The sequence below is a fragment of the Dokdonella soli genome, from assembly GCF_039523175.1.
Taxonomy (GTDB): Bacteria; Pseudomonadota; Gammaproteobacteria; order Xanthomonadales; family Rhodanobacteraceae; genus Dokdonella_A; species Dokdonella_A soli.
This window is the reverse complement of sequence record NZ_BAAAEU010000007.1, coordinates 1-26,116: the sequence shown is the minus strand read 5'-3', so window position 1 is coordinate 26,116 and position 26,116 is coordinate 1. Positions and strand designations below refer to the sequence as shown.

The 26,116-nt window shown below is 67.6% G+C and carries 24 protein-coding genes; 13 read left to right on the top strand and 11 right to left on the bottom strand.

Annotation, left to right across the window (positions count from 1 at the left end):
• Window position 1 precedes the first annotated feature (1 nt).
• From ABD002_RS08475 to ABD002_RS08450, 6 genes are all read left to right on the top strand, one after another.
• The gene (locus ABD002_RS08475; RefSeq protein WP_343789495.1) at window positions 2-1,366 is read left to right on the top strand and encodes a porin; all 1,365 of its coding nucleotides are present in this window, start codon (window positions 2-4) and stop codon (window positions 1,364-1,366) included.
• 5 nt (window positions 1,367-1,371) lie between these two features.
• Window positions 1,372-1,905 carry an FMN-binding protein gene (locus ABD002_RS08470; protein ID WP_343789492.1) on the top strand — a complete coding sequence of 178 codons (534 nt, stop codon included), beginning with the start codon at window positions 1,372-1,374 and terminating at the stop codon, window positions 1,903-1,905.
• A 5-nt stretch (window positions 1,906-1,910) separates the two neighbouring features.
• Window positions 1,911-2,780 carry an FAD:protein FMN transferase gene (locus tag ABD002_RS08465; protein ID WP_343789489.1) on the top strand — a complete coding sequence of 290 codons (870 nt, stop codon included), beginning with the start codon at window positions 1,911-1,913 and terminating at the stop codon, window positions 2,778-2,780.
• On the top strand, window positions 2,777-3,262 hold the full coding sequence (locus tag ABD002_RS08460; RefSeq protein WP_343789486.1) for a hypothetical protein: 486 nt from the start codon (window positions 2,777-2,779) through the stop codon (window positions 3,260-3,262). The genes ABD002_RS08465 and ABD002_RS08460 overlap by 4 nt, the downstream gene beginning before the upstream one ends.
• 152 nt (window positions 3,263-3,414) lie before the next feature.
• Window positions 3,415-3,768, top strand: coding sequence for a PepSY domain-containing protein (locus tag ABD002_RS08455; RefSeq protein WP_343789483.1), 354 nt, complete (start codon window positions 3,415-3,417; stop codon window positions 3,766-3,768).
• A gap of 82 nt (window positions 3,769-3,850) precedes the next feature.
• Window positions 3,851-6,049 (top strand): TonB-dependent receptor, encoded by a 2,199-nt coding sequence (locus ABD002_RS08450; protein WP_343789480.1) that lies wholly within the window; start codon window positions 3,851-3,853, stop codon window positions 6,047-6,049.
• A gap of 85 nt (window positions 6,050-6,134) precedes the next feature.
• On the opposite strand, the gene ABD002_RS08445 is transcribed toward ABD002_RS08450, so the two are convergent.
• The 5 genes from ABD002_RS08445 to ABD002_RS08425 form a co-directional block, all read right to left on the bottom strand.
• The gene (locus tag ABD002_RS08445; RefSeq protein ID WP_343789477.1) at window positions 6,135-6,725 is read right to left on the bottom strand and encodes a HutD/Ves family protein; all 591 of its coding nucleotides are present in this window, start codon (window positions 6,723-6,725) and stop codon (window positions 6,135-6,137) included.
• Window positions 6,726-6,740: 15 nt separating this feature from the next.
• Window positions 6,741-7,262: a GNAT family N-acetyltransferase gene (locus tag ABD002_RS08440; RefSeq protein WP_343789474.1), complete on the bottom strand. Its 522-nt coding sequence runs from the start codon at window positions 7,260-7,262 to the stop codon at window positions 6,741-6,743.
• Between the two features lie 8 nt (window positions 7,263-7,270).
• The gene (locus ABD002_RS08435) at window positions 7,271-7,732 is read right to left on the bottom strand and encodes an SET domain-containing protein (RefSeq protein ID WP_343789472.1); all 462 of its coding nucleotides are present in this window, start codon (window positions 7,730-7,732) and stop codon (window positions 7,271-7,273) included.
• 110 nt (window positions 7,733-7,842) lie between these two features.
• Complete coding sequence (locus tag ABD002_RS08430; protein WP_343789469.1) at window positions 7,843-8,163, bottom strand: ComEA family DNA-binding protein; 321 nt, start codon at window positions 8,161-8,163, stop codon at window positions 7,843-7,845.
• A 240-nt stretch (window positions 8,164-8,403) separates the two neighbouring features.
• Complete coding sequence (locus ABD002_RS08425; protein ID WP_343789466.1) at window positions 8,404-8,874, bottom strand: Lrp/AsnC family transcriptional regulator; 471 nt, start codon at window positions 8,872-8,874, stop codon at window positions 8,404-8,406.
• A gap of 125 nt (window positions 8,875-8,999) precedes the next feature.
• Here ABD002_RS08425 and ABD002_RS08420 point away from each other — a divergent pair, with 125 nt between their 5' ends.
• The 5 genes from ABD002_RS08420 to ABD002_RS08400 all read left to right on the top strand — a co-directional run bounded on the left by ABD002_RS08420 (window position 9,000) and on the right by ABD002_RS08400 (window position 13,107).
• Window positions 9,000-9,953: a threonine ammonia-lyase gene (locus ABD002_RS08420; RefSeq protein ID WP_343789463.1), complete on the top strand. Its 954-nt coding sequence runs from the start codon at window positions 9,000-9,002 to the stop codon at window positions 9,951-9,953.
• A 65-nt stretch (window positions 9,954-10,018) separates the two neighbouring features.
• The gene (locus ABD002_RS08415) at window positions 10,019-10,639 is read left to right on the top strand and encodes a glutathione S-transferase family protein (RefSeq protein WP_343789460.1); all 621 of its coding nucleotides are present in this window, start codon (window positions 10,019-10,021) and stop codon (window positions 10,637-10,639) included.
• Window positions 10,640-10,671: 32 nt separating this feature from the next.
• Window positions 10,672-10,845, top strand: a complete 174-nt coding sequence (locus tag ABD002_RS08410) for a hypothetical protein (protein ID WP_343789457.1) — start codon at window positions 10,672-10,674, stop codon at window positions 10,843-10,845.
• 147 nt (window positions 10,846-10,992) lie between these two features.
• Window positions 10,993-12,516 (top strand): M20 family metallopeptidase, encoded by a 1,524-nt coding sequence (locus ABD002_RS08405; protein ID WP_343789455.1) that lies wholly within the window; start codon window positions 10,993-10,995, stop codon window positions 12,514-12,516.
• 156 nt (window positions 12,517-12,672) lie between these two features.
• Window positions 12,673-13,107 (top strand): GNAT family N-acetyltransferase, encoded by a 435-nt coding sequence (locus tag ABD002_RS08400; protein WP_343789452.1) that lies wholly within the window; start codon window positions 12,673-12,675, stop codon window positions 13,105-13,107.
• A 109-nt stretch (window positions 13,108-13,216) separates the two neighbouring features.
• Here the strand turns inward: ABD002_RS08400 and ABD002_RS08395 are convergent, their stop codons facing one another.
• The 5 genes from ABD002_RS08395 to ABD002_RS08375 all read right to left on the bottom strand — a co-directional run bounded on the left by ABD002_RS08395 (window position 13,217) and on the right by ABD002_RS08375 (window position 19,880).
• Window positions 13,217-13,855, bottom strand: coding sequence for a response regulator transcription factor (locus ABD002_RS08395; protein WP_343789449.1), 639 nt, complete (start codon window positions 13,853-13,855; stop codon window positions 13,217-13,219).
• On the bottom strand, window positions 13,852-14,637 hold the full coding sequence (locus ABD002_RS08390) for a sensor histidine kinase (protein ID WP_343789446.1): 786 nt from the start codon (window positions 14,635-14,637) through the stop codon (window positions 13,852-13,854). Before ABD002_RS08390 ends, ABD002_RS08395 begins: the two co-directional genes overlap by 4 nt.
• A complete protein-coding gene (locus ABD002_RS08385; RefSeq protein WP_343789443.1) occupies window positions 14,634-18,005 on the bottom strand; it encodes a protein kinase domain-containing protein in 3,372 nt (1,123 codons plus the stop codon). Before ABD002_RS08385 ends, ABD002_RS08390 begins: the two co-directional genes overlap by 4 nt.
• Before the next feature lie 125 nt (window positions 18,006-18,130).
• Window positions 18,131-19,036, bottom strand: a complete 906-nt coding sequence (locus tag ABD002_RS08380) for a GAF domain-containing protein (protein ID WP_343789440.1) — start codon at window positions 19,034-19,036, stop codon at window positions 18,131-18,133.
• 10 nt (window positions 19,037-19,046) lie between these two features.
• On the bottom strand, window positions 19,047-19,880 hold the full coding sequence (locus ABD002_RS08375; protein ID WP_343789437.1) for a DUF6689 family protein: 834 nt from the start codon (window positions 19,878-19,880) through the stop codon (window positions 19,047-19,049).
• Window positions 19,881-20,233: 353 nt separating this feature from the next.
• Here ABD002_RS08375 and ABD002_RS08370 point away from each other — a divergent pair, with 353 nt between their 5' ends.
• Window positions 20,234-23,323, top strand: a complete 3,090-nt coding sequence (locus ABD002_RS08370; protein ID WP_343789434.1) for an Ig-like domain-containing protein — start codon at window positions 20,234-20,236, stop codon at window positions 23,321-23,323.
• Window positions 23,324-23,516: 193 nt separating this feature from the next.
• Window positions 23,517-25,019, top strand: coding sequence for a hypothetical protein (locus ABD002_RS08365; RefSeq protein ID WP_343789431.1), 1,503 nt, complete (start codon window positions 23,517-23,519; stop codon window positions 25,017-25,019).
• 355 nt (window positions 25,020-25,374) lie between these two features.
• Here the strand turns inward: ABD002_RS08365 and ABD002_RS08360 are convergent.
• Window positions 25,375-26,116: hypothetical protein (locus ABD002_RS08360; RefSeq protein ID WP_343789427.1), on the bottom strand; the 742-nt coding region annotated here is incomplete at its 5' end.

The following is a 26,116-nucleotide window of genomic DNA, read 5'->3' as shown; positions in this document are numbered from 1 at the left end:
AATGTTGCGAACAACAATGCCGATGGCCGCGTTGAGCGTGGCCCTGCTGGCCGCCACCGCCCCGGCGCACGCCGACGAGGGAAGCCTGCGCCAGGAACTCGCTGCCATGCGCGCCGAGCTCAGTGCGCTCAAGGCCGAAGTGAACCAGCTGCGCGCGGCGGCCCCGACGGCGAATCCGTCCACGGCATCGATCGCCGCGACACAGCCGGCGACATCAACCACAACGGCGCCCATGCCTGCGGCAGGCACCGCCAGCGTGGCGGCTGCACCGGCATCGTCGCCTGCCGGCATCGGCGTCGGCGATTCCACGCGGCTCTGGGGCTATGGTGAACTCAACTACAACCGGCCGACCTCGAAAGCGTCCGCCGCGAAGGCCGATGTGCGCCGCGCGGTGATCGGCTTCAGCCATGCGTTCGATGAGGACACGCATGTCTACGGTGAACTCGAATGGGAGCACGCGGTCGTCTCCGCCACCGATTCCGGCGAGAGCGAGGTCGAGCAGCTCTACGTGGAACACCAGGTGGTTCCCGCGGTCGCGGTGCGCGCCGGCCTGAGCCTGATTCCGCTCGGTTTCATCAACGAGCGCCACGAGCCGACCAACTACTACGGGGTCGAGCGCAACTTCGTCGAGACCGCGATCATTCCTTCGACCTGGCGCGAGGGCGGCGTCTCGTTGCTCGGCAGCACCGACTCGGGATTGAGCTGGAACGTCGGCTTGACCACCGGCTTCAACCTGGGCAAATGGGATGCGACGGCCACCGAAGGCCGCGCGTCGCCGCTGTTCAGCATTCACCAGGAAATGCAGCTGGCGAAGGCCCGCGATGTGTCCATGTACGCGGCGGCGAACTGGCAGGGCATTCCCGGCTTCACGGTTGGCGGTGGTGTGTTCACCGGCGGCGTTGGTCAGGGCCAGAAGGATTTTCTCGCGAAGAATGCGCGCCTGACCCTCGGCGAAGCGCACGTGCGCTGGCAGCCGGGTCCGTTCGATCTGTCCGCGCTGTATGCGCGCGGGCAGATCAGCGACACCGAGGCGCTGAACCTGAGCTTCGTCGGCCACCCGACGCCGGTGCCGAAGTCGTTCTGGGGCGGCTACGTGCAGGGCGCGTGGCGCGTCTGGCAGCGCGGCGATTCGTCACTTGCGCCGTTCCTGCGCTACGAGGCGTTCAACACGGCGGCCTCGTATGCGCCCGTGCCGCAGGGCCTCGGCGTGCCCACCGCGGACACCGAGCGCGTCTGGACGGTCGGCCTGAATTACTATCTGACGCCATCCGTTGTGTTCAAGGCGGACTACCAGCACTTCAATATCGCCGACGAAGTGCTGGGTTACGGCAATCGCTTCGACCTCGGCGTCGGCTACCAATTCTGACCATGATGAAAAGTCCGCGATCGCGTTGGTTGTTGCCGGTCGGCCTCGTCGCCGTGCCGGCCTTCCACGCTGCGTACGCGACGCAGTACATGAGCGTCGAGGCGGCGCAGCGCGCAGCGTTCGCGGACGCCGCGGAGTTCCATGCGCTGCCGCCGATCGATGCGGCGACCGCGGCTGCGCTCGGCGCACCGGGCTGGTCGCCGCAGCTCTTCGAGGCGCGTGCGGGTGACCGGCGCCTCGGCTGGCTGATCGTTGACCGCGTGATCGGCAAGAGCGAGCTGATCACCTACGCACTCGCGCTGGAGGCGACGGGTGCGGTGCGCTCACTGGAAATCCTCGACTACCGCGAGACGCACGGCGGCGAAGTGCGGCTCGCGGCGTGGCGCAAGCAGTTCGTAGGCAAGACTGCGCAGGAACCGGTGCAGCTCGACCGAGACATCAAGAACATTTCCGGCGCGACCTTGTCGTCGCGGCATGTCACCGAAGGCGTGCACCGGCTGCTGCAGCTGTACGAACGCGTCCTGCGCGCTGCCGGTTGAATGCGATGCACGAGATGCGGCGCGCGCGACCCTGGCTTGGCACCTTCGTCGAGATCCGCGTCGCCGGACTCGCCAATGCTGACGCACTGGCTGCGATCGACGCGGCGTTCGCCGAGGTCGCCGAGGTGCATCGGCTGATGAGTTTTCACGAACCCGCCAGCGACCTGTCGCGCCTGCATCGCGCGGCGGCGTCCGCGCCCGTGCGGGTCGACGCGCGCACTTTTGCCGTGCTCGAGGCTGCGCTGTGTCTCGCTGCGGAATCGGATGGTCGTTTCGATCCGACGATCGCCGCGCAGCTGGTCGCCTGGGATTTCCTGCCGGCACCGGCGTCCTCGCCATCGCCCGACGCGCAGGCGACCTGGCGCGATATCGAGCTGCTCGATGGATCATTGGTGCGTTTCCAGCGGCCGTTGTGGCTCGATCTCGGCGGCATCGCGAAAGGCTACGCGGTCGATCGTGCGCTCGGTGTGCTGCGGCAGCGCGGTGCAGTCGCGGCCTGCGTCAACGCAGGCGGTGATCTGCGTTGCTTCGGGGCGCAATCGGAGCGTGTGGAGCTGCGGTTTGCACTGGCGCCGGATGTCGCGCTGCCGGTCGTTGAACTGGCAGATGCGGCGGTTGCGACGAGCGCCGTCGACGCCGCGAGTCATCGCGTCGGCGGACGCCGGCGAGGCGGACATTTGAACGCGCGCACGCGTCGCACGATCCGCGCACACCGTGCGGTCAGCGTCGTCGCCCCGACTTGCCTGATCGCCGACGCGCTGACCAAGGTCGTGCTCGCGGATGCGCGCGTCGGTGAGCGCCTGTTGCGACGCCACGCCGCGAGCGCCTGCCTGCACGACGCGAAGCGCGGCTGGCGCATGCTCGGTTGCACGTGAAGCATCGTCGCTTCCATCAGCCTGCGCATCCGGCATTGGCACGGGCACGCCTGTCGCCGCGTCGCGAGGCGCTCGTGTACTGGATTCTCGGCCTGCTCTGGACCAGTGGCATCGGCTGGCTGGTATTCCATTATTTCCTGCGCCAGGCCGGCGAGTTCGGCGAGATGTCGCATCCGCTGGAAGCGTGGTGGCTGCGCCTGCATGGCGCAGGCGCGTTCGCGGGCCTGTGGCTGATCGGCCTGCTATGGGCAATCCATCTGGTGCCGGGCTGGAAATCACGACGGCGGCCGAGTGGCATCGTGCTGAGCGGACTCTTGTCGGTGCTCGTGCTCAGCGGCTATCTCCTGTACTACGCAGGCGGCGACCGCATGCACGAAGTCGTGGCGCTCGTGCATTGGCTCGTGGGGCTCGCGCTGCCGTTGCCGTTGCTGTTGCACGGGTTGCGCGGTCGGCGTGCGCGCGGGAGTCAGCGCGGCGCATAGTCCATCGCAATGGCACGTAAGCCCGCACAGAAGGCTTGATCCGGCGAGGCGCGCATGAGATCGCATCGCAGCAGGAGTGGTGCATAATTGCAAACGCAGTTGCGAATGATTCGCATTAATGATTGAATGCGGCGCCTCCCCGAAAGTCGCCGATGTCGATGCCGCTTCCGTTCAAGCGTCTGCCGCTCAAGCGCGTTCTATACCGCCTGCACTGGCTTGCCGGCCTCATCGCGAGGCTGGTGCTGGCCGTGGTCGGCTTCACCGGCGGCCTGCTCGGCTTCAAGGAGCCGATCCTTGCGCTGCTCAACCCCGAGCTGCACATCACCGCCGAAGGTCGCAGCACATCGACGCCGGACCAATGGATCGCGAGTGCGCGGGCCGCGTATCCGGCCCATGCGATCCGCGGGATCGCGCTGCTGATGCCGCTGTTCGCGATCAGCGGCTGGTGGCTGTGGCTGGCGCGGCGCAACTCGGCTCGCCGTGACGGCGCATTCGCACGCCTGTGAGCAGGGCCGCGTCACAACACCAACGCGGGCGCGACCTGAGCGTGCGTCCGACATTTCATCTCCCCATCGAAGGACTGTAACGATGTCATTTGCTCCCTTCATCGCTGCGCGCTCGGCAACGCCGAAACACCTGCTTGTCGCCGCTCTCGGAGCCGCCTGCATGTGCCCCGACCTCACGCTGACGGAGGCGCGTGCGGCAGAGGCGCCGGATGCCACCGAGCTTGATGCCGGAGACGCCGACGCGGACCGCCTCGACGCTCCCTGTACCGCGCTGGACGCAGTCGAGGTCAGCGCCTCTGGCAAGGGCTATCGCGCCGAGCGCTCTTCGACGGCGACGAAGACCGATACGCTGTTGCGCGACATCCCGCAGTCGATGAGTGTCGTCACCCAGGACCAGATCCGCGACCAGGCGATCCAGAGCATGGCCGAGGCCGTGCGCTACGTGCCGGGCATCGGCTTCGCGCAGGGCGAGGGCAATCGCGACACCGCGATCTTCCGCGGCAACAGTTCCACCGCCGATTTCTACATCGACGGCATCCGCGACGACACGCAGTATTTCCGCGACCTCTACAACATCGAGCGCGTGGAGGCGCTGAAGGGACCGAATGCGATGATCTTCGGCCGTGGCGGCTCGGGCGGCGTGATCAACCGCGTCAGCAAGGCGCCCGGCTGGTCCAACACGCGCGAGCTTGGCCTGACCGCCGGATCGTGGAACGACCGCCGCATTACCGGTGACGTCGACCAGGCGCTCAGCGACACGCTCGCGCTGCGCGTGACCGGCGTCCATGAGGATTCCGACAGCTACCGCGACGGCTATTCGCTGGAACGCTGGGGCATCAATCCGACGCTGTCGTTCCGCGCTGGCGAAAGCACGCTGATCACCGCCGGCTACGAGCATTTTCGCGACGAGCGCACCGCCGATCGCGGCATCCCGTCGTTCCAGGGGCGGCCACTGGAGACCGATCCCTCGACGTTCTTCGGCAGCGCAGCGTTGAGCCCGACCCATGCCGAGGTCGATGCGCTGAACCTGCTGATCGATCACGAGTTCGGCAACGGTGCGACGCTGCGCAACCGCACGCGCTATGCCGACTACACGAAGTTCTACCAGAACGTGTTTCCGGGCGCGGTGAATGCGGCCGGCACCGAGGTGGCGCTGTCTGCCTACAGCAACGCGACCGATCGCACGAACCTGTTCAACCAGACCGACCTAACGTTCAATTTCACGACCGGCGCGCTGCGGCACGAGGTCCTGGTCGGCGGCGAGATCGGACGCCAGGACACCGACAACCTGCGTCTGACCGGCTACTTCACCTCGCTCGGCGCGAATGCGACCTCGGTCAACGTGCCGGTAACCCGTCCGATCGCGCCGCTGCCGATCGTGTTCGCACCCAGTGCGACCGACGCGAACAACAGCGGACAGGCTTCGGTGGCGGCGCTCTATGCGCAGGACCAGATCGAGTTGACGCCCGGGCTTCGCGCGATTCTGGGCGTCCGCCAGGATCGCTTCGAGATCGACCTGCGCAACAACCGCAACGGCGCGCTGGTTTCCGCCACCGATTCGCCGCTGTCGCCGCGCGCCGGCCTCGTCTACAAACCGCTCGAACCGCTGTCGCTGTATGCCAGCTACAGCGTCGCCTACATGCCACGTGCCGGCGAGCAACTGTCGTCGCTGTCGGCGAGCAACCGTTCGCTCGAACCGGAGAAGTTCCGCAACGTCGAAATCGGCGCCAAGTGGGACCTGCGTCCCGACCTGGCCGCGACGCTCGCGGTCTACCGGCTCGATCGCAGCAACGTGGCGGTGCCCGACCCGGCCGATCCGACGCTGTCCATCCTGGTCGACGGCCAGACGACGAAGGGCGTCGAGCTAGGAGTCGCCGGCAACCTCACGCAGGCGTGGCAGGTGATCGGCGGCTACGCGTACCAGGATGGCGAGATCACGCGCACGCAGTCGGCGAGCGCGCAGGCCGGCGCCCGGCTGGCACAGTTGCAGGAGCACACGTTCTCGCTGTGGAATCGCTACGACTTCTCGCCCGCCTGGGGCGTCGGCCTCGGCACGATCCATCGCAGCGCAATGTTCACCTCGACCGACAATCACGTCACGCTGCCAGGGTTCACGCGTTTCGACGCGGCCGTCTACTACACGGTCAACGACAACCTGCGCATCCAGGCGAACGTCGAGAACCTGTTCGACCGCAAGTACTACGCGAACGCGAACAGCAACAACAACATCACGCCGGGCACGCCGCGTTCGCTACGGGTTGGCGTGAACCTGCGCTTCTGATCGCCGGCGTGCGTGGCCGGCCATGCGCGTCGACGCATGGCCGGCCGGATGCAACGGCACGCGACGCATGCCGCGCCGCGCGGACTCAGCCGCCTGCGACCGGCGCGAACTTCACCAGCACCAGTTCGCCCGCGCCATCGAGCAGCACGCGGCCCGCGTCGGCGCCGTGGAAATCGAGATGCAGCGAAGCGCCTGTCTCGAGCGCGAGTTCTCCGGTTCCGCCGCGCGCGCTGGCGTGGCCGGCGAATGCGTGCACGAACCACTCGACGCCGGGTTCCGGGAAGATCACCATCGAACCGACCAGCGGTCGTGCGACGACTTCGGCGCGCAGCGCGTCGCGACGTACCATCACGTTGAAGTCGCGGGTCGGACCGGCGAGCAGGCGGCAGTGCACTCTCGACTCGCCGTTGAAATGCACGCGCTCGAAACGCCGGGTCAGGCGCACGGGCGCGTTGTCGTCGATGTCGAGCTCGATGCCGTTGCCTTCGAGCAGAAGCAGATCGCGGGCAATGCCGGGAAACGCGGAGAATGGTCCGTCGCTCTCGATCTCGGCGATGCTGACGCGCCAGCGGAAGTCGGTGGCGTCATCGGCCGGATCGCGCGCGAGCTCGGTGGTCCAGCCGCCGTCGTTCTTCCAGCGTGTGCGATGGCAGTCCTTCGCGGCGATCAGACGCATCGCGGCTTCACTCCGTCAATCGAGTTCCGGTGGATGATAGACGTAGACCAGCGTTGCGTGGCCGAGGAAGTCGATCGTCGTGGCCTGGCGTCCGCCGAGACGTCGCGCGACCCGTTCGGACTCGCTGTTCTCCACGCGTATCAGGCTGACCGCGCGCAACGCCTTCACTTGGGTAAAGGCGAAATCGAGTGCGGCACGCGCGGCTTCGGTGGCGTAGCCCTTGCGGCGTCGCGCCGGCATCAGCATCCAGCCGAGTTCAAGGTCGGGCCAGCCTTCCGGGTTGTGCAGGCCGACGCGGCCGACGAATTCGCCGCTGTCCTTGAGTTCCACCGCCCACATGCCGTAGCCGCGCAGCGCCCAGTGGCCGAGCAGCATGGCCATCGAGCGCCAGGCGTTCATGCGGTCGAGCGGTTGGCCGTCGCCGACAAAGCGCGTGCTGCTCGCATCTGCGAGCATCGAGGCATATGCCTCGAAATGACGGTCGCCGAATGCGGTCAGGCGCAACCGTTCGGTCTCGATACGAGGAATTTCGATCATCGGAAGGTTCAAGCCAGCAATGCGGCGAGCGCGGTGGTGGACGCGCGCAGGCTTTCGATCCAGGTGAAGCCTACGATGGGATCGCCGGTTTGCGAGTCGCGGAAATCTTCTTCCTGGCCCGGCGCAAGCAGATGGCGATAGTCGACGGTGATCTCGGTGCCCGCGTCGAGGTCGGCCACGGCGAACACGAAACCGAGATGCCAGACTCCGCACGGCAAGAAAGCGTGATTGATGTAGCACTCGTCCGGCCATTCCGGCGTGACCGTGTAACGGTCCTCGAACCAGCGCACGGTGGCCGGCAGCAGCTTGTCCGCATCCGGCAGGGCGAGGATTTCAGCGAACGTGTAGACCTGCGGAATCGCGTCCGGCGCGGTGATCAGGCGCCCACGCGCGACCGGCTCGTCGAGAAACAAGCCTTGCCCTGCGCCCGTGATCAACGACGGGCCGATGTGGTAACGGGGGAGGATCATGCGCTGGACCGCCCTTCGGCGGGCCGCGAGTCTAGCACGCCGGCTCCCGGGCCGTGGCTGCGGCGCGGTGTCGCTGCGCGGATGGCTTCAGGCGCCGCGCGACCGCGGCGTCACTGCGCGGCGTACGGCCGGTCGTTGCTGGCGGCGTTGTGCGGGTTCGCCGGGGCGGTGACGATCACGATCGCATCGCGGTTTGCATCGATCGTCTTCGCGCCGATGCCCTTGACCTTGGCAAGGTCCTCGACATTCCTGAACGGGCCGTTCGCGTTGCGGTACGCGACGATCGCCTCGGCCTTGACCAGGCCGATGCCGTTCAGTGATTCGGCCAGCGTCTTCGCGTCGGCGTGGTTGATGTCGACCTGCGCGGCCGCGAGCGTCGGCAGCGCGAGCGCGAGCAGCAGGGTCAGGAGGAGTCGTCGGAGCGTCTTCATCGGCAAGCTTGTTTCGAACGATGGGCGCATGGGCGCGGATACCGGAAGTCTAGGCAGGGCGCTGCGCTGCCGGCAGCGCAGCGCGGCGCAACCCGGCGTAGGAACACGGCGATGTGGCGCGTAGGAAATTTCCTACGCGCACTCCTGCACCCGCATGGAGTGGAATTCCTTCATGGAGCATCGGCATCCGAAGCGCACGATATGCGTGCACGCGCAACGGCTGGCCGCCGGGTGCAACGACTACAGGTCCACCGGGACGTTCATGCCACGCTTCAGGGTCCCGAGTGCGACACGCGTGCGGTAGCGCCGCACATTGGCGTTCTCGACGAGCAGTTTCTGCATGAGCGCCTCGTAGGTGTCGACATCGCGGGCCGTCACGATCAGCACGTAATCCTCGTCACCGGTGACGTACCAGGCTTCCTGAATAGCCGCTTCGCCGGCGATCCAGCGTTTCAGGTTCGCCACCAACTCGAGCCGTTCCCCTTCGACCTCCAGGTCGACGATCATCGTCAACGGCCGGCCAACGCTGCGCGGATCGATGATCGCGACTTCCGCCGTGATGACCCCTTCATCGCGCAGGCGCGCGGTGCGCCGTTGCACGGCGGAGGCCGACAGGCCGATCTCGGCGCCGATCATCTCGGCAGACAGACGCGCGTTCCGTTGCAGCAGCGCGAGGATCCGGCTGTCGTACTTGTCGAGTTCCAGTGGCATTTAGCGCAAACGGTTCGAAACGCGGGGGAAATTCCCGCGCTCGCGGCGGGATTCGCGGCCATGCCGCGCGGCCGGACTTTAGCATGGGCGGTACTTCCAAACGCCAACGCGCAAGGGTCTTCCGCATGGGGTCCACGGTCGAAATCGCGAATGTCCTGACGGCGTCACGTCGGATCGATCCGGTGTTCCTGGATACACCGACGACAACCGACACAGCGCTCGATGCGGCGCTCGGTTGCCATGTGCTGGCCAAGGTCGAAATCGCAAATCCGATCGGCTCGTTCAAGGGACGCGGCACGGAGCTGTTCGCGGCGAAGGCATTGAAGCGTGGAGAAGCCGTCGTTTGCGCGTCCGCCGGAAATTTCGGGCAGGGACTCGCGCGGGCTGCATCAATGAGAGGTCACGCGTGCACGGTCTTCGTCGCGGAGACGGCCAATCCCGTCAAGGTCGATGCGATGCGCCGACTCGGCGCCGAGGTCCGTTTCGCCGGCGTGGATTTCGATGCGGCCAAGGAGGCCGCGCGACGCCATGCGAGCGAATGCGGCATGCGTTTCGTCGAGGACGGCGCGGAGCCGGCGATCGCGGAGGGCGCAGGAACGGTCGGGCTTGAGCTCGCGGCGGCGGCGACGTTCGATGTCATCGTCGTGCAACTGGGAAACGGCGCGCTGCTCGCCGGCGTCGGCACGGCTCTCCGTCACGCGGCTCCCAATGCGGAGATCATCGCGGTGGTTGCGGAAAATGCTCCTGCGATGAAGCGCTCACTCGAGGCCGGGCGCGTCATCGAAACAGATTGCGCAAACACGATCGCGGACGGCATCGCGGTCCGCGTCCCGATCCCAGCGACGTTGGCGCTGTTGCGGGATTGCTGCGATGCCGTGGTCGCAGTGTCGGAGGATCGGATTTTCGAGGCGATGAAGCTGATCCATCGGAGTATCGGCCTCGTCGTCGAGCCAGCCGGAGCCGCGGGTCTCGCCGCGGTCGTGGCGGAGCCGCATCGCTTCGCGGGACGGCGCGTCGCGACGATCCTGTGCGGTGGAAACATCTCGATCGAGCTGCGCGACCGGTTGCTGCAGCCTTAGCCACACCTGCCATCGTGGGGCGCCGTTCCCGCTATTCGTCGTTACTTTCTCTGGAAGACATCCATATGAAGCTCCTCTATCAGACGCACTCCCCCTACGCGCGCAAGGTCCTCGTCGCGGCCCATGAAATGGGGCTCGACCAGAGGCTGGACGTCATCCATCACGAAACGAGTCCGCTTCTGCGGAATGAAGAAATCTTCGCGCTCAATCCGCTAGGCAAGGTGCCGGTGTTGATCTGCGACGATGGCTTCGTGCTGTTCGACTCCGACGTGATCTGTGAATACCTGGATGGCTTGCATGAGAATCGCCGCCTGATCCCGGATGATCCGCCGCGGCGCTGGCGCGCGCTGCGCGCGCAAGCGGTCGCGCAGGGCATCGCCGATGCCGGCATCGCGGTGCGTTGGGAAGTCGAGCGCCGGCCACCGGCGCTGCGCTGGCCAGTTCTGCGCGACGGCCAGCTGCAGAAGATCGCCGCCGCCTGCGATTTCCTCGAACACGATCTCGACGGCGATCGCCCGCCCGACATCGGCGACATCGCGGTCGCGACGGCGTTGAGCTGGATCGAATTCCGCGACGTCTACGCATTCGGCAACGGCCGGCCACGGCTCGCGGCATGGTACGAGCGCTTCTGCATGCGGCCATCGATGCGCGCGACCGCGCTGTCCGGCGAAACGCACGACCAATAGCAGTGCACAGCCCAACGAAACGGAGACCGTCTATGCCGACCCCCTGGACCGGATTGCTGTTCCTGCACGGCCACATCGCCGATCCCGATCTGGCACAGCGTCTCGCCGCCGTGCCAGCGCCCGAAGCACCGCGCTCGCCGTGGCGCCGGCTGCTGGCCCTGTTCACATGGCTCGGCTGCGGCGCGATCCGTGCGTGGCCGAACTGATCAATCGCCGGTGCGTGCTTCGGCACGCGAAGAAAGACCTCCGATCCGCTACGATTCGCCGCTTGCGATGCGCGGCCGATCGGCCCTTGTCGTGCGGCGGCATTGCCCGCTCAGCGCGTCCCCCGCTCACGATCAACAGGTGAACAGATGGATTCCAACGCACTCAGCGGCTTCGTCGGCGGTCTTTGGGACGAGCAGATCGTTCCGCAGATCACCGAGTATATCCGCATTCCGAACAAGTCGCCGATGTTCGATGCCGACTGGGCCAGGCACGGCTACATGGACCAGGCCGTCGCGCTGATGGAGGCGTGGGCAAAGGCGCAGCCGATTCCGGGCATGCAGCTCGAAGTGGTGCGCCTGCCCAACCGCACGCCGCTGATCTTTATCGAAATCCCCGCTACGGGGCGTAGCGGGGGTATCGAAATCCCCGGCACTGATGCGGCGAGTACCGACACCGTGCTGCTCTATGGCCATCTCGACAAGCAGCCGGAGATGACCGGCTGGTCCGCGCACCTCGGACCGTGGAAGCCGGTGCTGGAAGGCGACAAGCTGTACGGCCGCGGCGGTGCCGACGACGGCTATGCAATCTTCGGCTCACTCGCCGCGATCCTCGCGCTGCAGGCGCAGGGCATCCCGCACGCGCGCTGCGTGGTGATGATCGAAGCCTGCGAGGAATCGGGCAGTTACGATCTGCCGTACTACGTCGACCATCTGGCCGCACGCATCGGCAAACCGTCGCTGATCGTCTGTCTCGATTCGGGCTGCGGCAACTACGACCAGCTCTGGCTGACTACCTCGCTGCGAGGCCTGACCGGCGGCAACCTGACGGTCAAGGTGCTCGAGGAGGGCGTGCATTCGGGCGACGCATCCGGCGTGGTCGCATCGAGCTTCCGCATCCTGCGCCAGGTGTTGTCGCGTCTGGAAGACGAAACGAGCGGCAAGATCCTGCCGCAGGAATTGCATGTCGAGATCCCGGCGCAGCGCGTCGCACAGGCCAAGCGTACCGCCGAGATCCTCGGCGACGCGGTGTATTCCAAGTTCCCGCTGGTCGACGGCATGCAGCCGATGAATGCGGACCTCGCCGAGCTCGTGCTGAATCGCACGTGGCGACCGGCGCTGTCGATCACCGGTGTCGGCGGCCTGCCGGCGCTGGATTCGGCCGGCAATGTACTGCGTCCCTACACGGCAGTGAAACTGAGCCTGCGCGTGCCGCCGACGCTGAATGCAGCGAAGGGCGGTGAGTTCCTCAAGCGCCTGCTCGAAAAGAATCCGCCATACGGCGCGAAGGTCACGTTCGAGCTCGAGAAAGCCGGCAGCGGCTGGGAAGCGCCGGCGCTGGCGCCGTGGCTGGAGCATTCCGTCGACGCGGCCTCGAAGCAATTCTTCGGAGCGCCCGTCGCTTACAACGGCGAGGGCGGCTCGATCCCGTTCATGGGCATGCTCGGCGAGAAGTTCCCGGGCGCGCAGTTCCTGATCACCGGCGTGCTCGGTCCGCACTCGAACGCGCACGGCCCGAACGAATTCCTGCACATCCCGACCGGCAAGCGCATGTCGATGTGCGTCGCGCAGGTGATCGCGGACCACTACATCGCCAGCGGCAAGGGGCTCACGCAGGGCGTCGCGGCGTCGCATGCGCACACGGTCAAGGGCGGTGACGGCTGCTGCGACTAGGAACGGTGAATGGAAATGCTGTCATCCCGGTGCAAGCCGGAATGACAGGAGGGAGCCTTCGCGGTGCTTCGTCTTGCATCGCCGCTGCCTCGCCATGTGCGCGCCACGAATCGCGCCGATTCCTGCACTAGCGTGCTGCGCTGAACGGAGGCTTTCATGACGACGATCCGCGCCGCACGCACCTATGACGCTCCCATGCTCGCCGAACTCAATGGCGAGCTTGGCTACCCAGCGAACCGACAACAGATCGTCGCGCGCCTCGCCGCGATCGAGGCGACGAAGGCGGCGTGCGTACTCGTCGCCGAGGATACACACGGCCGCGTCGTCGGCTGGCTGCAGGTTGCGCAGACCGCGCAGCTGACCGGCGATGCCGACGCGGAAATCCTCGGTCTGGTCGTCGGTGAAGCCGCGCGCGGCGCCGGTATCGGCAAGCAGCTCGTGGATGCGGCAGAGGCATGGGCCCATGCGAAAGGCATACGACGATTGCGCGTGCGCAGTCGCGTCGAACGCGAACGCGCGCATCGCTTCTACGAGCGCGCGGGTTACACATGCGCCAAAACCCAGCGCGTTTTCAGCAAGCCTCTGGACTGAACGACGTCACGTTCGCCGTCGACCCTGCCGACGTTTTTCCTGACTCGCCGAAAGGCATCGGTCGATCAAGACAAGGGCGACAGCGAAGCTGTCTTGACCACGAAGTGCATCAGTGAAGCAACCGCTTGCGCGCCGCGTAGCGCACCAGCTCGGCGGTGTTGCGCACACCGAGCTTGTCCAGGATGCGCGAGCGGTGGTTTTCCGCGGTCTTCACGCTGATGCCGAGCTTTCGCGCAACTTCCTTCGTGGTCAGGCCGTCGACGATCAGGTGGAACGCCTCGCGCTCGCGCGGCGACAGCGCGCCGTACGGATCATCAAGCGCGTGATCCGGCCGTTGCACCTGCCCGGCAAGAATCTTCGCCGCGTAGGGGCCGAAGTGCACGTTGCCGGCCGCCACCGCCTTGATCGCAGCGATCAGCTCGCTGGTGGCCGCGTGCTTGGCCAGATAGCCGGAAGCGCCGGCGCGAACCATGTGCAGCACGTACTCCTCCTCCTCGTGCATGGTCAGCACGAGCGTGCGCGCCTGCGGCAATTCCTGCGCGAGACGCCGCACGACCTCGATGCCGTTGAGGCGCGGCATCGAGACATCGACGAGCACCACGTCGGGACACAGCGCCAGTGCCTGCTCGACGGCGGACGCTCCATCGGCGGCCTCGCCCACGACGCGGCATTCGCCACTGGCGTTCAGCACCGCGACCAGACTCTCGCGCACGATGGTGTGGTCGTCGGCGACGAGGATGCGGATCATGACGGCGGATCTTCCTCGGGCGGCAGCGGCAGCCGCAGCACGACGCGGCATCCGTGTCCGGGTGTCGATTCCAGCCGGAATTCGCCGCTGAACAGGTGCACGCGGTCGCGCATGCCACCGAGACCGCTGCTGTGGCCCTGCGTGCCGCTCGCCAGCGCCGCATTCGGCTCGCAGCCGCGGCCGTCGTCGTCGACCCTGAGCTCGATCGCGTCGCGGTCCACGCGCAGGCTCACCTCGGCGTGCGCAGCGGCGGCGTGCTTGACGACATTGGTGAGCGCCTCTTGCACGACGCGGAAAATCAGCGTGGACAGGTCACTGTCGAGTGGCGGCAGCGAACGCGAGACATTCAGCACGACGCGCAGGCCATGATGTTCGCCGATGGTGCGCGCCAGCCAGCTCAGCGCTGCCTCGAGGCCGAGATCGTCGAGGATCTGCGGACGCAGCAGGCGTGACAGCGCTCGGGTGTCCTCCAGCGTCGCGTGGTTCAACGCGCACGCCTGCTCGATGCGCGCACGCGCCGCAGTCGCGTCGGGCGGCAGCACGGCGAGCGCCGCGTCGAGCTGGCGGATCAGCGCGGTGAGGTTCTGACCGATGCCATCGTGCAGCTCGCGTGCAAGGCGCCGCCGTTCCTCCTCCTGCACGCGCCAGACCGAGCGGGCGAGACGCTGGAAATGCCGCTGCCCTTGCTTGAGGCGCTCGAACAGCTCGTGGTGCTGGTTCATCAACTGGCCGAGGCGCTGGTTCAGCGCCTCGATATCAGTGGGGTCATGTGCCGGTTTCATTGGCCGGAATCCTGGCGGTACGACGTGTCGAGACGGTGTTCGAGACCCGTGCGCCGATCCGCCGGTGTGGCGACCAGCAGGGCGGCGCGCGCCGCGGCTGCCGCATCGCGTGCGGCGGCGGCCTGGCTGGCGTCGCCAACCCGCGCAAAGGCTTCCGCGCCGAGCGCGTGCAGCAGCGCGGCATCACGCCAGCCACCGGTGTGCTGCAGCAGCGTGAGCGCTTCGCGATAGTGGCCGGCTGCATCGGCCCAGCGTCGTGTACGCAGGCTCTGCGCCAGTTCGAGTTCGATCGCAGAGAGACGCAGGGGCACGTGGCCGAGTTTCGATGTCTCGATGTGCAGCGCCGTGACCAGCACGCTGGCGCGCACGCCGTCGTTTTCGACCAGTTCCAGGCGAGCCTGCGCAATTCGCGCCTCCAGTGCCAGCATGCCGGCATGCGCTTCGCCGGCGAGCTTCAGCGCATCGGCAAAGCGTGAGTCCGCCAGCTTGATGTCACCATCCAATGCGGCCAGGCGGGCCTGCGCCAGCGCGAGGGCGGCCCGTTGTTCGGTGCCGGCGTCCGCTCCAATCGCGGCGAGCGCAGCGCGAGCCGGTTCGGCCGCACCGAGTGCGCCTTCGATGCGTGCAGTCAGCAGGTGCGCTTCAATCGCGCCACGCCGGTCGGAACGGCGGGCGAAGATCTGGCCTGCACGAGTCGCCGCGGCGAGCGCATCCGAAGGACGGCCAACGGCAAGATCGAGTTCACCCAGGTAGGTCTGCGCCACCGCTTCCTCTTCGGGCAACTGATGGTCCTCGGCTGTGCGCAACGAGATCGCGAGCTGCTTGCGCGCCTCGTCGAAATGGCCGCGTGCGATCTCGAGCAACCCGATGCTCTGCTGGATGTGCAGCGCACCGGTCTGGTCATCGAGCTTGCGGTACTGCGCGAGTCCCTGTTGCCAGTAGACGAGCGCGTTGTCGAACTCGCCCATGTGGTAGTAGCAGAAGCCGATGTTGTTGAGGCTCTCGGCAATCGGAGCGGGATCGCCGATCTGCTGGCGCAGCGCGAGCGCGTCGCGGTAGGCCGCGAGTGCGGCGGCGAAATCGCCGCGTTCCTCCTCGACGACGCCGCGGTCGTTGTGCAGGTCGGCGAGGCTTCCGCGGTCGCCGAGCGCTTCGAGCACGCTCTTGGCGCGGTCCAGGCTGTGCTCGGCGCCAGTCTTGTCACCCTGCACGGCCTGCACGATCGCGAGATTGCGCAGAGAACGCGCGAAACCGGCGCGATCGCCGAGCTTGTCGCGCATCGAGACGGCCCTCGCGTACTGTTCGGACGCGGCCTCGAGCTGGCCGAGTCGCTCATAGCCAACGCCTAGCGCGTTGTGCGCATCCGCCTCGGCGGCGGCATCGCCGGCGCGCGTGTCGAGCACCAGCGCACGTACGAGATAGTCATCCACCGCGCGCTGCGCGTCGCCTTGCCGGATCGCGTACTTGCCGCGCAGGAACAGCGCGCGCGCATCCTGCGGATCGGCGGCGAGGCGGCGATCGAGCGCTTCGATCGCGCGAGCGCCGTCGCCGGCATCGGCCAGTGTCTCGGCGAGCCTCAATGCCAGCTCGGGATCGTGCGGATAGCGATCGGCAAGCTGCTGCAATTGCGTCAGTGCGGCGGCGCTGTCGCCGTTCCCTGCGAGCGCTTCGATCCGCAGCGCACGTGCGTCCAGCGCGTCGTCGCGCGCGAAGCGCGCCAACGCTTCGGTGCGGGTCGCTTGCGCCGGCAGGGTCTGTCCGCCCTCCTGCTCGGCGCGCAGCAGCGCGAGCCAGGCGAGCGCCGGTGCGGACGACGGCTTCGCCAGTGGCGCAAGCAGTTCGGCCGCGGCCTGCGGTTGTTTGCGGTCCGCGGCGAGCAGCGCGTTGCCGAACGCGGCGACCTCCTTGTCATCGGCGAAGAAAGCAGGGGCCGGCGGCGGCGTGCCGGCGACTGCGGCGACGAGCGCGCCGGCCGCTTCCCGGTAAGCCGCAGGCAACGTCGCGGGCGAATCGGCACCGGCGGCAAAGCGCTGCGTGCCGGTCGCGCCGGTCGCCGGATACAGCGTGAAGCGGATCCGGTAATGGCCGTTGTCGGCGTCGAGTTCGGCGCGCACCAGGCGCGCGACATTCGCGGCGCGCGCGACCTCGGGCAACTGGCGCTGCAATGCCTCGCCGTGCGCGTCCGGCGTCGTGCGCGCGAGCGCATCGAGCGTGCGTTGACGTTCAACCACCGCGAGCGCCGCTGCGCCGCGCAGCCATGTGCGCAGGTGCGCCTCGAATGCACGTCCCAGCGGCGCCAGGCTTGCGTCGGTCTCGAACGGCAGAACCGCAACGGCGGGAGTGGCGGGAATCGTCGCCGGCGGCGGCGCTGGCCAGTGCAGCGGATGATGCGACAGCCAATCGCCGGCGCCGATCGCGGCAACCAGCGCGAGCGCTGCCGCCAGCCAGATCCGGCGCGGCAGTGGTGGCCGCGGCACCTTGCGCGCATCGAGCGCGCGCAGGGCTTCGTCGGCGGACGCGAAGCGTTGCGCGGGCCGGATCCTCAGCAGGCGGTCGCAGAACGCGCCGAGCCACGCCGGCAGGTCGGGACGCGCCTGCGCCAGCGGCGGCGGCGGTCGCACCAGCCGTTGCATCACGGTCTCGGCCGGTGTGCCACCAGCGAACGGCAGCTGGCCGCTGAGCATCTCGTAGAGGATCAGCCCGGCCGTGTAGAGATCGCTGCGCGCGTCGACCGTCTCGCCACGCGCCTGTTCCGGCGACAGGTATTCCGGTGTGCCGATGACGAGGCCGGTCTGGGTGAGGCCGGTCGCGCCAAGACTGCGTGCCACGCCGAAGTCGCTGATGTACGCGTCGCCGGCCGCGTCGAGCAGGATGTTGGCGGGCTTGAGATCGCGGTGCACGACGTTGCGCTGGTGTGCAGCGGCAAGCCCGCCGAGCAGATGACGCACGATGCGCAACGCATCCTCGGTCGGCAATTTGCGCTCGCGGTCGAGCCGGTGTTCCAGCGACTCGCCGGCCACATAGTCCATGCTGATCAGCCAGCGCTCGCCGTGCTGGGCGATGTCATGGATGCGCACGACATGCGGGCTCGACACCTGGCGCGCCAGCAGCAGCTCCTGACGGAAGCGCTCGAACGCCTCGGGTTTGCGCGCGAGTTCGGGGCGCAGCAGCTTGATCGCGACTTCGATCCCGAGCGACAGGTCGGTGGCCCGGTACACCACGCCCATGCCGCCGATGCCGATCATGCTGTCGATGCGAAAACGTCCGGCGACGATATCGCCGGAACGCAGCTCGGCCGTGGTCAGCATGCCGGTCACTGTGGCCGCGTCGGCCGGAGTGTGACGGGGTTCGGGCGCCACTTCGATCATGTGCGCACGATAGCGTGAAATATGTCCGGCGGCGCGATCGGCGAGGGCGTCGCGCCTCGCCCGGCGGACGCCCGATTCGCGCGCTGCCTCTCTGATGCGGACAGCTGCTTCGGAGGCCACTGCGCTCATGCCATCCGGCATGCGCTTCGTATTTCCTGCCAGCGTGGCGCGCGCGCGCCGGCAGCGCTGCTCGCTTGGAGCAGGCTGTCCACCGCATCGCGCAGACGCGCCATGGCGAGCGTGGCGACGGCATGCCCGGCGATGCTCTCGATCAGTTCCTGGTCGAGTTCGGTCAGTGGCGTGCCGGGACGGCGACTGTCGGCATACACGGCGCCGAGCAATTCGCCATCGTGCAGCAGCGGCACGCAGATCAGAGCGCGGATACCGCCAAGCTGCACGCTCGGGCGCACGCCGAGCCACGGCGTGTCGCCGGTATCGCCGCAGACCACGCTGCGGCGCTCACGCAGCGCGCGATCGACCGCGCCGACGCTGCCGGCGAAGGATGAGCGCGCCAGTTCGTCCAGATCGATGCCGCGGCTGGCGCGCACGCGTAGCGCATCGACGCTTTCTCCGTACAGCACGAAACCACGGCCGAGGCCGGAAAGCTCGAGCATCGCATCGAGCGTCTGCGCGAGCAGTGGTTCGAAGCCGAGATCCGGCGACAGGCGCGAGGACAGCGCCCGCGAGATCGAGCGGCGCGTGTTGTGTTGCGAACGCAGTTCGTGCACCTGCTCCGGCGACAGCGGTTCAAAGTGGCAATAGACATCGCCGATCGCGAACCAGATCGAATCGGTCAGATGCGCCTGCAGGACCAGATGGCCGTCGACGCGCAGGCCGTTCTTGCTGCCGGTATCGGACAGATGCCAGCCGCGGGCGTCGTCCTGCAACTCAGCATGGAAGCGCGAGATGCTGTCGTGGTCGATGCGCAGCTCGCAGGCGCTGTTGCGTCCGACACGATAGATTCGACCCGGTTCGAGGAACCGCACCAGCGATGCACGGTCCGGCGGGTAGGCCTCGAAGCGTGCCGTCATGGCATGCCGGTCAGGCGCCGAAGTCGCGCAGCCGGGCCAAGGTGAAGCGCAGTGTCGAGCCCTGTCCGAGCAGCCCGCCGGCGATGTTGTCGAGGTCGCGCTGCGCACGCCAGACGTTGGCGAGACTTGTGCCGGCGGCGGCCTGCACCTGGCTCAACAGGTCGTCGATTCGTGCGATGGCGGCGACATAGTCGGCGCTGTTGTACGCGGTGCGCGCCAGGCCCAGCGTGCTGTTGAGCTGGCTGCGCAGATCCGCCGGCATCACCGCGTTGTTGAGGCGGTAGTCGAGTGCGGAGAATTTAGCGTTGGCCACGTCGTTGGTCGCGCGCATGTCGGCGACGATCATGAATTGCGAGAACGCGCCACCGCGACCGCGTGCACGAACGCTGCCGGCGAGTACGTCGCTGGTTATGTCTTCGAAACTGCCGCCGAGCGGTGCTTTGAACAGTCGCAGCGGCGTGCCCGGTGCGTAACCGAGGTTGTGCGTGTGCACTTCGAGCGTGTATGCGTTCTGGAATGACAGGCCACCCGCCGCGGGCGGTTCCACGGTGATCAGTACCGGGAATGCGGCCGGAATCGATGCGGCCGGACTGGGCAAGCGTGAGAGCAGGGCCGGGTCATTCACGTTGACGAGCTGCGCGCTGATGTTGAGTGTGCTCGCGTCGAGGTTCTGCACGCTGTCGAAGACCAGCGTCACGTCCGCACCCATTCCGCCCGGCAGGCTGATGTTCGCGAGTGCGGTGTTGCCGGAGACGCTGACGGTGACATCGGCCTGCGCCGCTGGCGCGATCGCGGCGAGCAGCAGGGTGGCGATACCGAGAAACCGGCGAAGGAGCGTGGTCATGATCATGGATTCCCCGCGCATCCATGCGTCAGCAAATTGGAGCGGATCGGCGTGATGCCGATATTCACCTGCGTGCAGCGCAATGGCGATCCTAGCCACACACGCAGCGATTGTCGCTTAAATATTTGTCTCCGTGCGCCCCTTGAGGGTTTTCCCCTATCTCGCCTGAGTGCTTCCCCGGACTGTTTTGACCCGTTACCGGCCCTAGCATGCGTGGTGACGCGGCACGAGGGATCCGGTCCGGTTGCGCTGCGTGGCGGAGAGCCGGAGCGCTCCGCGTACCGAAACTAAGGGGGCGGCGGGCCGGCAGGAGTCGGCCCCCGCGACACAATCCGGCTGGGGACGATCCGACCATGCGCACATCTTTCACGGCGTTCTGCCTCGCGACCTGTTTCGCTGCTCTCACGCCCGGCCTGTTGCGCGCCGCGCAGCCGGCCACCGGCACCGTCAGCGACGCCAATCCGCTCGTGCATTGGAACGGGGACATGAAGACGGCGACCGCCGCTGCCTGCGGGAGCCCGCACAATGCGGCTTGCGACAACTTCCTGCTCACTGTCTCGACGCCGGGCTATCCGTTCCAGGTCAAGATCACTCAGACCGCCGGCGCCGCCGACGACTGGGATCTGGAGGTCTACGGTCCCGACGGCACGCTGGTCGGCAAGTCCGGCAACGGGCCCGGCACGCCGGAGACGGTCGTGCTGCTGAATCCGGTCGCGGGTACCTACACCGTCGCCTCCGCGCCTTACGCGCCGGTCACCGCCTACAAGGGCAGTGCTGAACTGACCGCGGTGACGGGCGGCGGTGGCGGCGTGAACGGCACCGAGCCGCTGGCGTTCCGCGTCTATGCGCCGCTCGGTTTGACCGAGCCCGATGCGCACTGGGATGCGTACGCCCCGAGCGCTGGCGCAAGCAGCATCGGCCTCTCCGCCGGCGAGCCGACCCTCGGCGTGCCGGTCAAGCACAACCTCAACCTGCAGCAGGTGTTCCCGACGCAGTCACGCGTCATGTACCTGGCCGGGCTGCAGACGCTGCGTCTGGTCGTGGACAGCATGGTCTCGCCGGCGATCGGCACCTGGAGCGACAAGAGCTCGCCAACGCACAAGACCTCGCTCGACCCGATCCTCGAGGTCGATCCGATCAGCGGCAGAACGATCTCGACCCAGCTCGCCGGCAAACGCTCGATCATGTCGCTGTCCGACAACGAGGGTGATACGTGGAGCGACAGTCCGCAGGGCAGTGGCATCAATTCGGGCGTTGATCACCAGACCATCGGCACCGGCAAGTTCCCCACCAGTGATCCGGTCGGCGGCTTGAACGGCTATCCGACCGCCACCTACTACGCGTCGCAGGATATCGCCGCGGCCGAGGCCGGGTTGAGCCGCGACGGCGGCACCACCTGGGCCGCGGCCGTGCCGATGTACGCCATCGCGACCTGCGGCGGTCTGCACGGTCACATCGAGGTGGCGCCGAATGGCAACGTGTTCGTGCCGAACAGGAACTGTGGCGGCGATGCCGGCTTCGCGCGCAGCGGCGACAGCGGCACCACCTGGCAGGTGATCAAGGTGGCCGGCATCGGCGGCAGCAGCAGCGATCCAGGGATCGCCGCCGGCGCCGACGGTACGCTGTACTACGGCCAGTGCGGCCGCAACAATGCCGCGGCGCTGATCGCGGTCAGCACCGACAACGGCGACCACTGGAGCGCGCCGCTCGATGTCGGCGCCCCGCTCGGCATCAAGAACTGCGTGTTCGCCACGATGGTGGCCGGCGACGGCGACCGCGCCGCGTTCGCGTTCCTCGGCAGTTCAACCGCCGGCGCGGCGGCGACCGGCGCCGATCCCAATGCATGGAGCGGCAACTGGTATCTGTATGTCGCCACCACCTACGACCGCGGCCTGACCTGGACCACGGTCACCGCCACGCAGAACGATCCGGTGCAGAAAGGCCCGGTTTGCCTGGCTGGCACCACCTGCGCGTCGAACCGCAATCTGCTCGACTTCATGGACGTCCAGAAGGACGAGAAGGGGCGTGTCTACGTAGGTTTTGCCGACGGCTGCATCGGCGGTTGCGTGACCGGCGGCCACAACAGCGGCACCGCGTACACGCGCGTCGCGCGCCAGGAACCCGGCTCGCGCAGCCTCTACGCGGCGTTCGACAGCGAGTTCAAGCCGAGCGCGCCGGTCGCGCCGCTGCAGCCGTATCTCGAGGCCATCCAGACCGGCAACCAGACTCAGGCACGCGTCAACGTCACCTGGGCCAGGCCGTGGGACGGCCGCTCGCCGCTGACCGGCTATCGTGTGCTGCGCCGGGTCAATCCGGGCGGCAGCTACGGGCAGATCGCCAGCGTCGGTGCGAACGTGCGCGACTACGTCGACACGACCGTGCAAATGAACACCGGCTATTGCTACCAGGTGCAGGCCGTCAATGCGGTTGGCGCATCCGCGCTGGCTTATGAAGCGTGTGCCGTGCAACAGGTTGCCGCGGACCCGTGCACGGCGCCCGGCGCGCAGCGTGGCACCGACCCGGCCGGTGACCAGATCGGCGGCAACCAGCTCGACATCCGCGCGTTGTTCCTGGGCGAACCGTTCCTCGGTGATCCCCTGCAGTGCAAGGTCTCCTCGCCGCAGAAGCTGGTGTTCACGGTCGACGTCACCGATGCGTCGACCACCACGGCCGGCAATGCATGGATCGTGCTGTGGAACCGCGTCGTTCCGGATGCCAGCTGCACGCCGGCCGCCTGCGACCGCGAAATGGTCAACGCGCGCATGACCGCAACCGGCGTGGAGTGCCATGTCGGCAAGATCGTCGCGCCGAACTCGAACCTCGGCAATGACGCCGCAACATTGGCCGCCGGCGACTGCGAACTGAAGCCGAACGGCACGCTGACGATCTCGGTGCCGACCCACCTGATCGACGACTGCAGCGGCAGCGGCTGCAGCATCGGACCGGGCTACCAGCTTGCCGGCCTCGAAGTGCGCACCTTCAACAGCAATGTGAGCGGGCAGCCGGTCACCTCGACGACCGCCGCGGATACCGCGCCAGCGCTGTCGTACCAGATGATCGGCAACGACATGTGCCGGCCGGTCGGCAAGCCGCTCGCCAACGACGATCATTTCAGCGTCGACCTCGACCAGCCGAGCGTCGCCCTGCATCCGCTGGCGAACGACCAGGCCAACAGTTGCGATGCGCTGACCATCACGTCGGTGGGGCAGCCGGCTTCCGGTACGGTCAGCATCAGCGCCGACAAGACCACGCTGGTCTACCAGCCCAGCGGAACGGTCTGCGAGGACCACTTCGCCTACACGATCGCCAATGCCCACGGCGACACTGCACACGCCGTGGTGGTGGTGCACCACGACCACACCAATACGGCCGGTGTCTCCGAATACATTTTCGCCGAGGGTTTCGACGGCGGGCACATCTGCCCGAACCCGAACCTTCCCTGAGGGAGGAACCGGCGCCGCGGCTTCCCCGCCGCGGCGTCGGCGGAATGGTCCCGCCCGCATCGAGCGTGCGATCGGGTGGGACGGCAGGAAGCAGGATCGGCGCCGGGGAGGCGTACGATCATCCGGATCGCGCGGCTTCCCGCTCCCGCGGGGGCCGCGCGATCTTCCTTTTCTTGCACCCGGATACGAGTTGATGCCGACGACCCTTGGACACGCTCTGCGTTTCGCCCTTTTCGGCGTGCTCGCCGGATGTGCATCCGCGCCGACACGGGTGCCGGCTCCGCTTGCCGTGGAGCGCCTCGCGCGCATCGGTGGCCCCGGTGTGGATTTCGCGCATGCACTCGCGGTGTCGCCGGATGGCGGCATAGTGGTCGGCATCGAGACGGCGGGGTCCCCGGGGTTCGACGGGCGCGCCGTGCAAGCGATCTCGGCGTCCGCCGAGGAGATGGCGGTGCTCGCCGCCTATGACCGCCGCGGCCATCTGACTTGGGCCGAAGGTCTCGGCGGACCCGGTGCACACCCGGCCGTGCGTGCGGTCGCGAGCGGTACCGATGGCTCGATCTTTGGCGCCGGCTGGTTCAGCGGTCGCTTCGGCCTGCTGGCACCGAATGGTGGCCCGTCGGTCGAATCGGACGGCGGCAGCGACGCCTTCGTCGCCGCACTCGGCGCCGACGGCCATCTGCGCTGGCTGCGGCGCTTCGGCGGCAAGTACGCCGACACGGCACGCGCGCTGCTGCCGGCGCCCGAAGGCGGCGTCTATGTCGCCGGCAGCTTTCGCCTCAACGCTCGCTTCGGCGAACAGGAGGACGGCAGCGCGCGGGTGCTGGTCAGTCACGGCGGCAGTGATGCATTCCTGCTGCGACTCGGTGCCGATGGACAGGTGCGCTGGGCGATTTCAGTCGGTGGCGCCGAGGATGACGAAACGCTGGCCCTGGCCGCCGCGCCCGATGGCGGCGGCTACCTGCTGGCGAGCTACCGCGGGCGGTTGGCGCTCGACATCGCCGGCAGCCGACGTGAATTCGTCGCGCGTGGCGCCAACGATGCCCTGCTGCTGCGATTTTCCGCCGACGGTCGGGTGATCGCCGCTTGCAGCATCGGCAGCGAAGCGCCGGACGACTTCATAACCCTCGCGGCCGATGCCGAAGGGATCGCTGTCGGCGGCTATTTTTCCGGTTCGCGCGAACTCACGATCGGCGAGCGGGCGCTGCATCTGGCCAGTCGCGGTGCCAGCGACGCGTTGCTGCTGCGTCTCGATGCCAATCTGGCACTGCGCGATCACGTGCAGATATCCGGCACCGGCGCGACGACGCTGGAGCGGCTCGCCTATGGCCAGGATGGCCGGTTGTGGGCTGCCGGCAGTTTCAACGGCCGCTTGCCGCTTGGGCACCGTGAACTCGTGGCCGAGGGGGGCGATGCCTGGTTCGCCGTGTTCGATCGCGGTCTCGACGTCGACGATGCGCTGGCATTCTCCGGGCGCGGTACGCAACAGGTTCTTGCCATCGCGCCCGATACCCGCGGGGGTGCCTTCGTCGCCGGAGCGTTCAGCAAGGAACTCGCGGTGCGCGGGCAGCCCACCGCGCCCATCGCGCGTGGTCGCAGCGACGCCTTCGTCGCTCACGTGATCGCGGACGCGGCGCTGGCAGCGCGTCAGCCGAAGCGCGCCCCCGCGGCCGAAGTAGAGTCCGACGACGACTGATCGCTGCGTCGCTTCGGCGGCAGTGCAGCGTCGGGCATCGTCTCGCGACACACGATCCGTGGGCTTGCGTCAGGGCGCCGGGCCCGTGCTGTGCCAGCGCGTCTCCCGATGTCGCGGGTTTGGCGGGCGCAGGATGCGGGGCTCGTCCTTGAGCCCCGCGCTTGCCAGAACCTCCGGCGCGGGTTGCGGTTCGTTCCTACGGCCGCTGCCGCGACGGATCCGGTGCGTGCTTCGCGATCCATCCGGCGATCGCACGGAAGAGTGTTTCCCGCTCGGTGCGCTCGTATCTGGAAATGTTCGCGGTCTTTCAGGCGTGAGCCTGGCGCCGATGCGGATCGGCGCCAGGCAAGTCCGGCTACTCGAAGCCGTTCCTGAAGATCACGTCGCAATCGAAGCTGTTGCCGACCGTGTAGGGACTCATGTAGCTCAGGCTGTTGGGCATCTGGTCGTAGGTTTCGGTGGCGCCAGGGCCGACGCCGCCGGCATCGGTGCTCTGTGTGGTGGCCGACGCGAAGCCACTGATCACGTCGCCGGGATTCAAGCCCAGATCGCTGGCCTTGACCACGATGACCATCTGGTTGAACGGCGCGGCGTAGCTGCTGCTGGGGTCCGCCGGCTTGGTGCTGCCCGCCGTGACGAAACGCCCGTCGACCGTGCCGGATGTATTCGCGGCGGGCGTATAGGACTCGAACGTCGGCGCCGTCGGCGCCGTGCCGTACCAGGCCATGTGCACGGCGCGGTAGTGGAACGTCGTCGCCGGCGGCGGGTCGGCGATCTTCATGGCGACGTACCAGGCCGAGCCCGAGGGCTGCGGCGATTGGCCCTTGTCCGTGTTGAGGGTGAAGACCAGCTTGATGTTGCCGTCCACGGCGAGCGGCTGGGCGAGCTGGAACGAGAGCAGGTCGGTGCCGGCCGGTGCCGGGGCTCCGGTGCCGCCTACCGAGTTGTCACCGGCCGGATCGGTGAGCAACGTTTTGCCGGGTACGGTGCAGACGCTTTGTGGCGGCGGCGGAGCGACGGCTGTGAGCTTCACTCCATTGCTGGCCGTGCCGATGCCACCGCTGTTCAGCGCCTTGACGGTGTAGTAATAGCTGCCG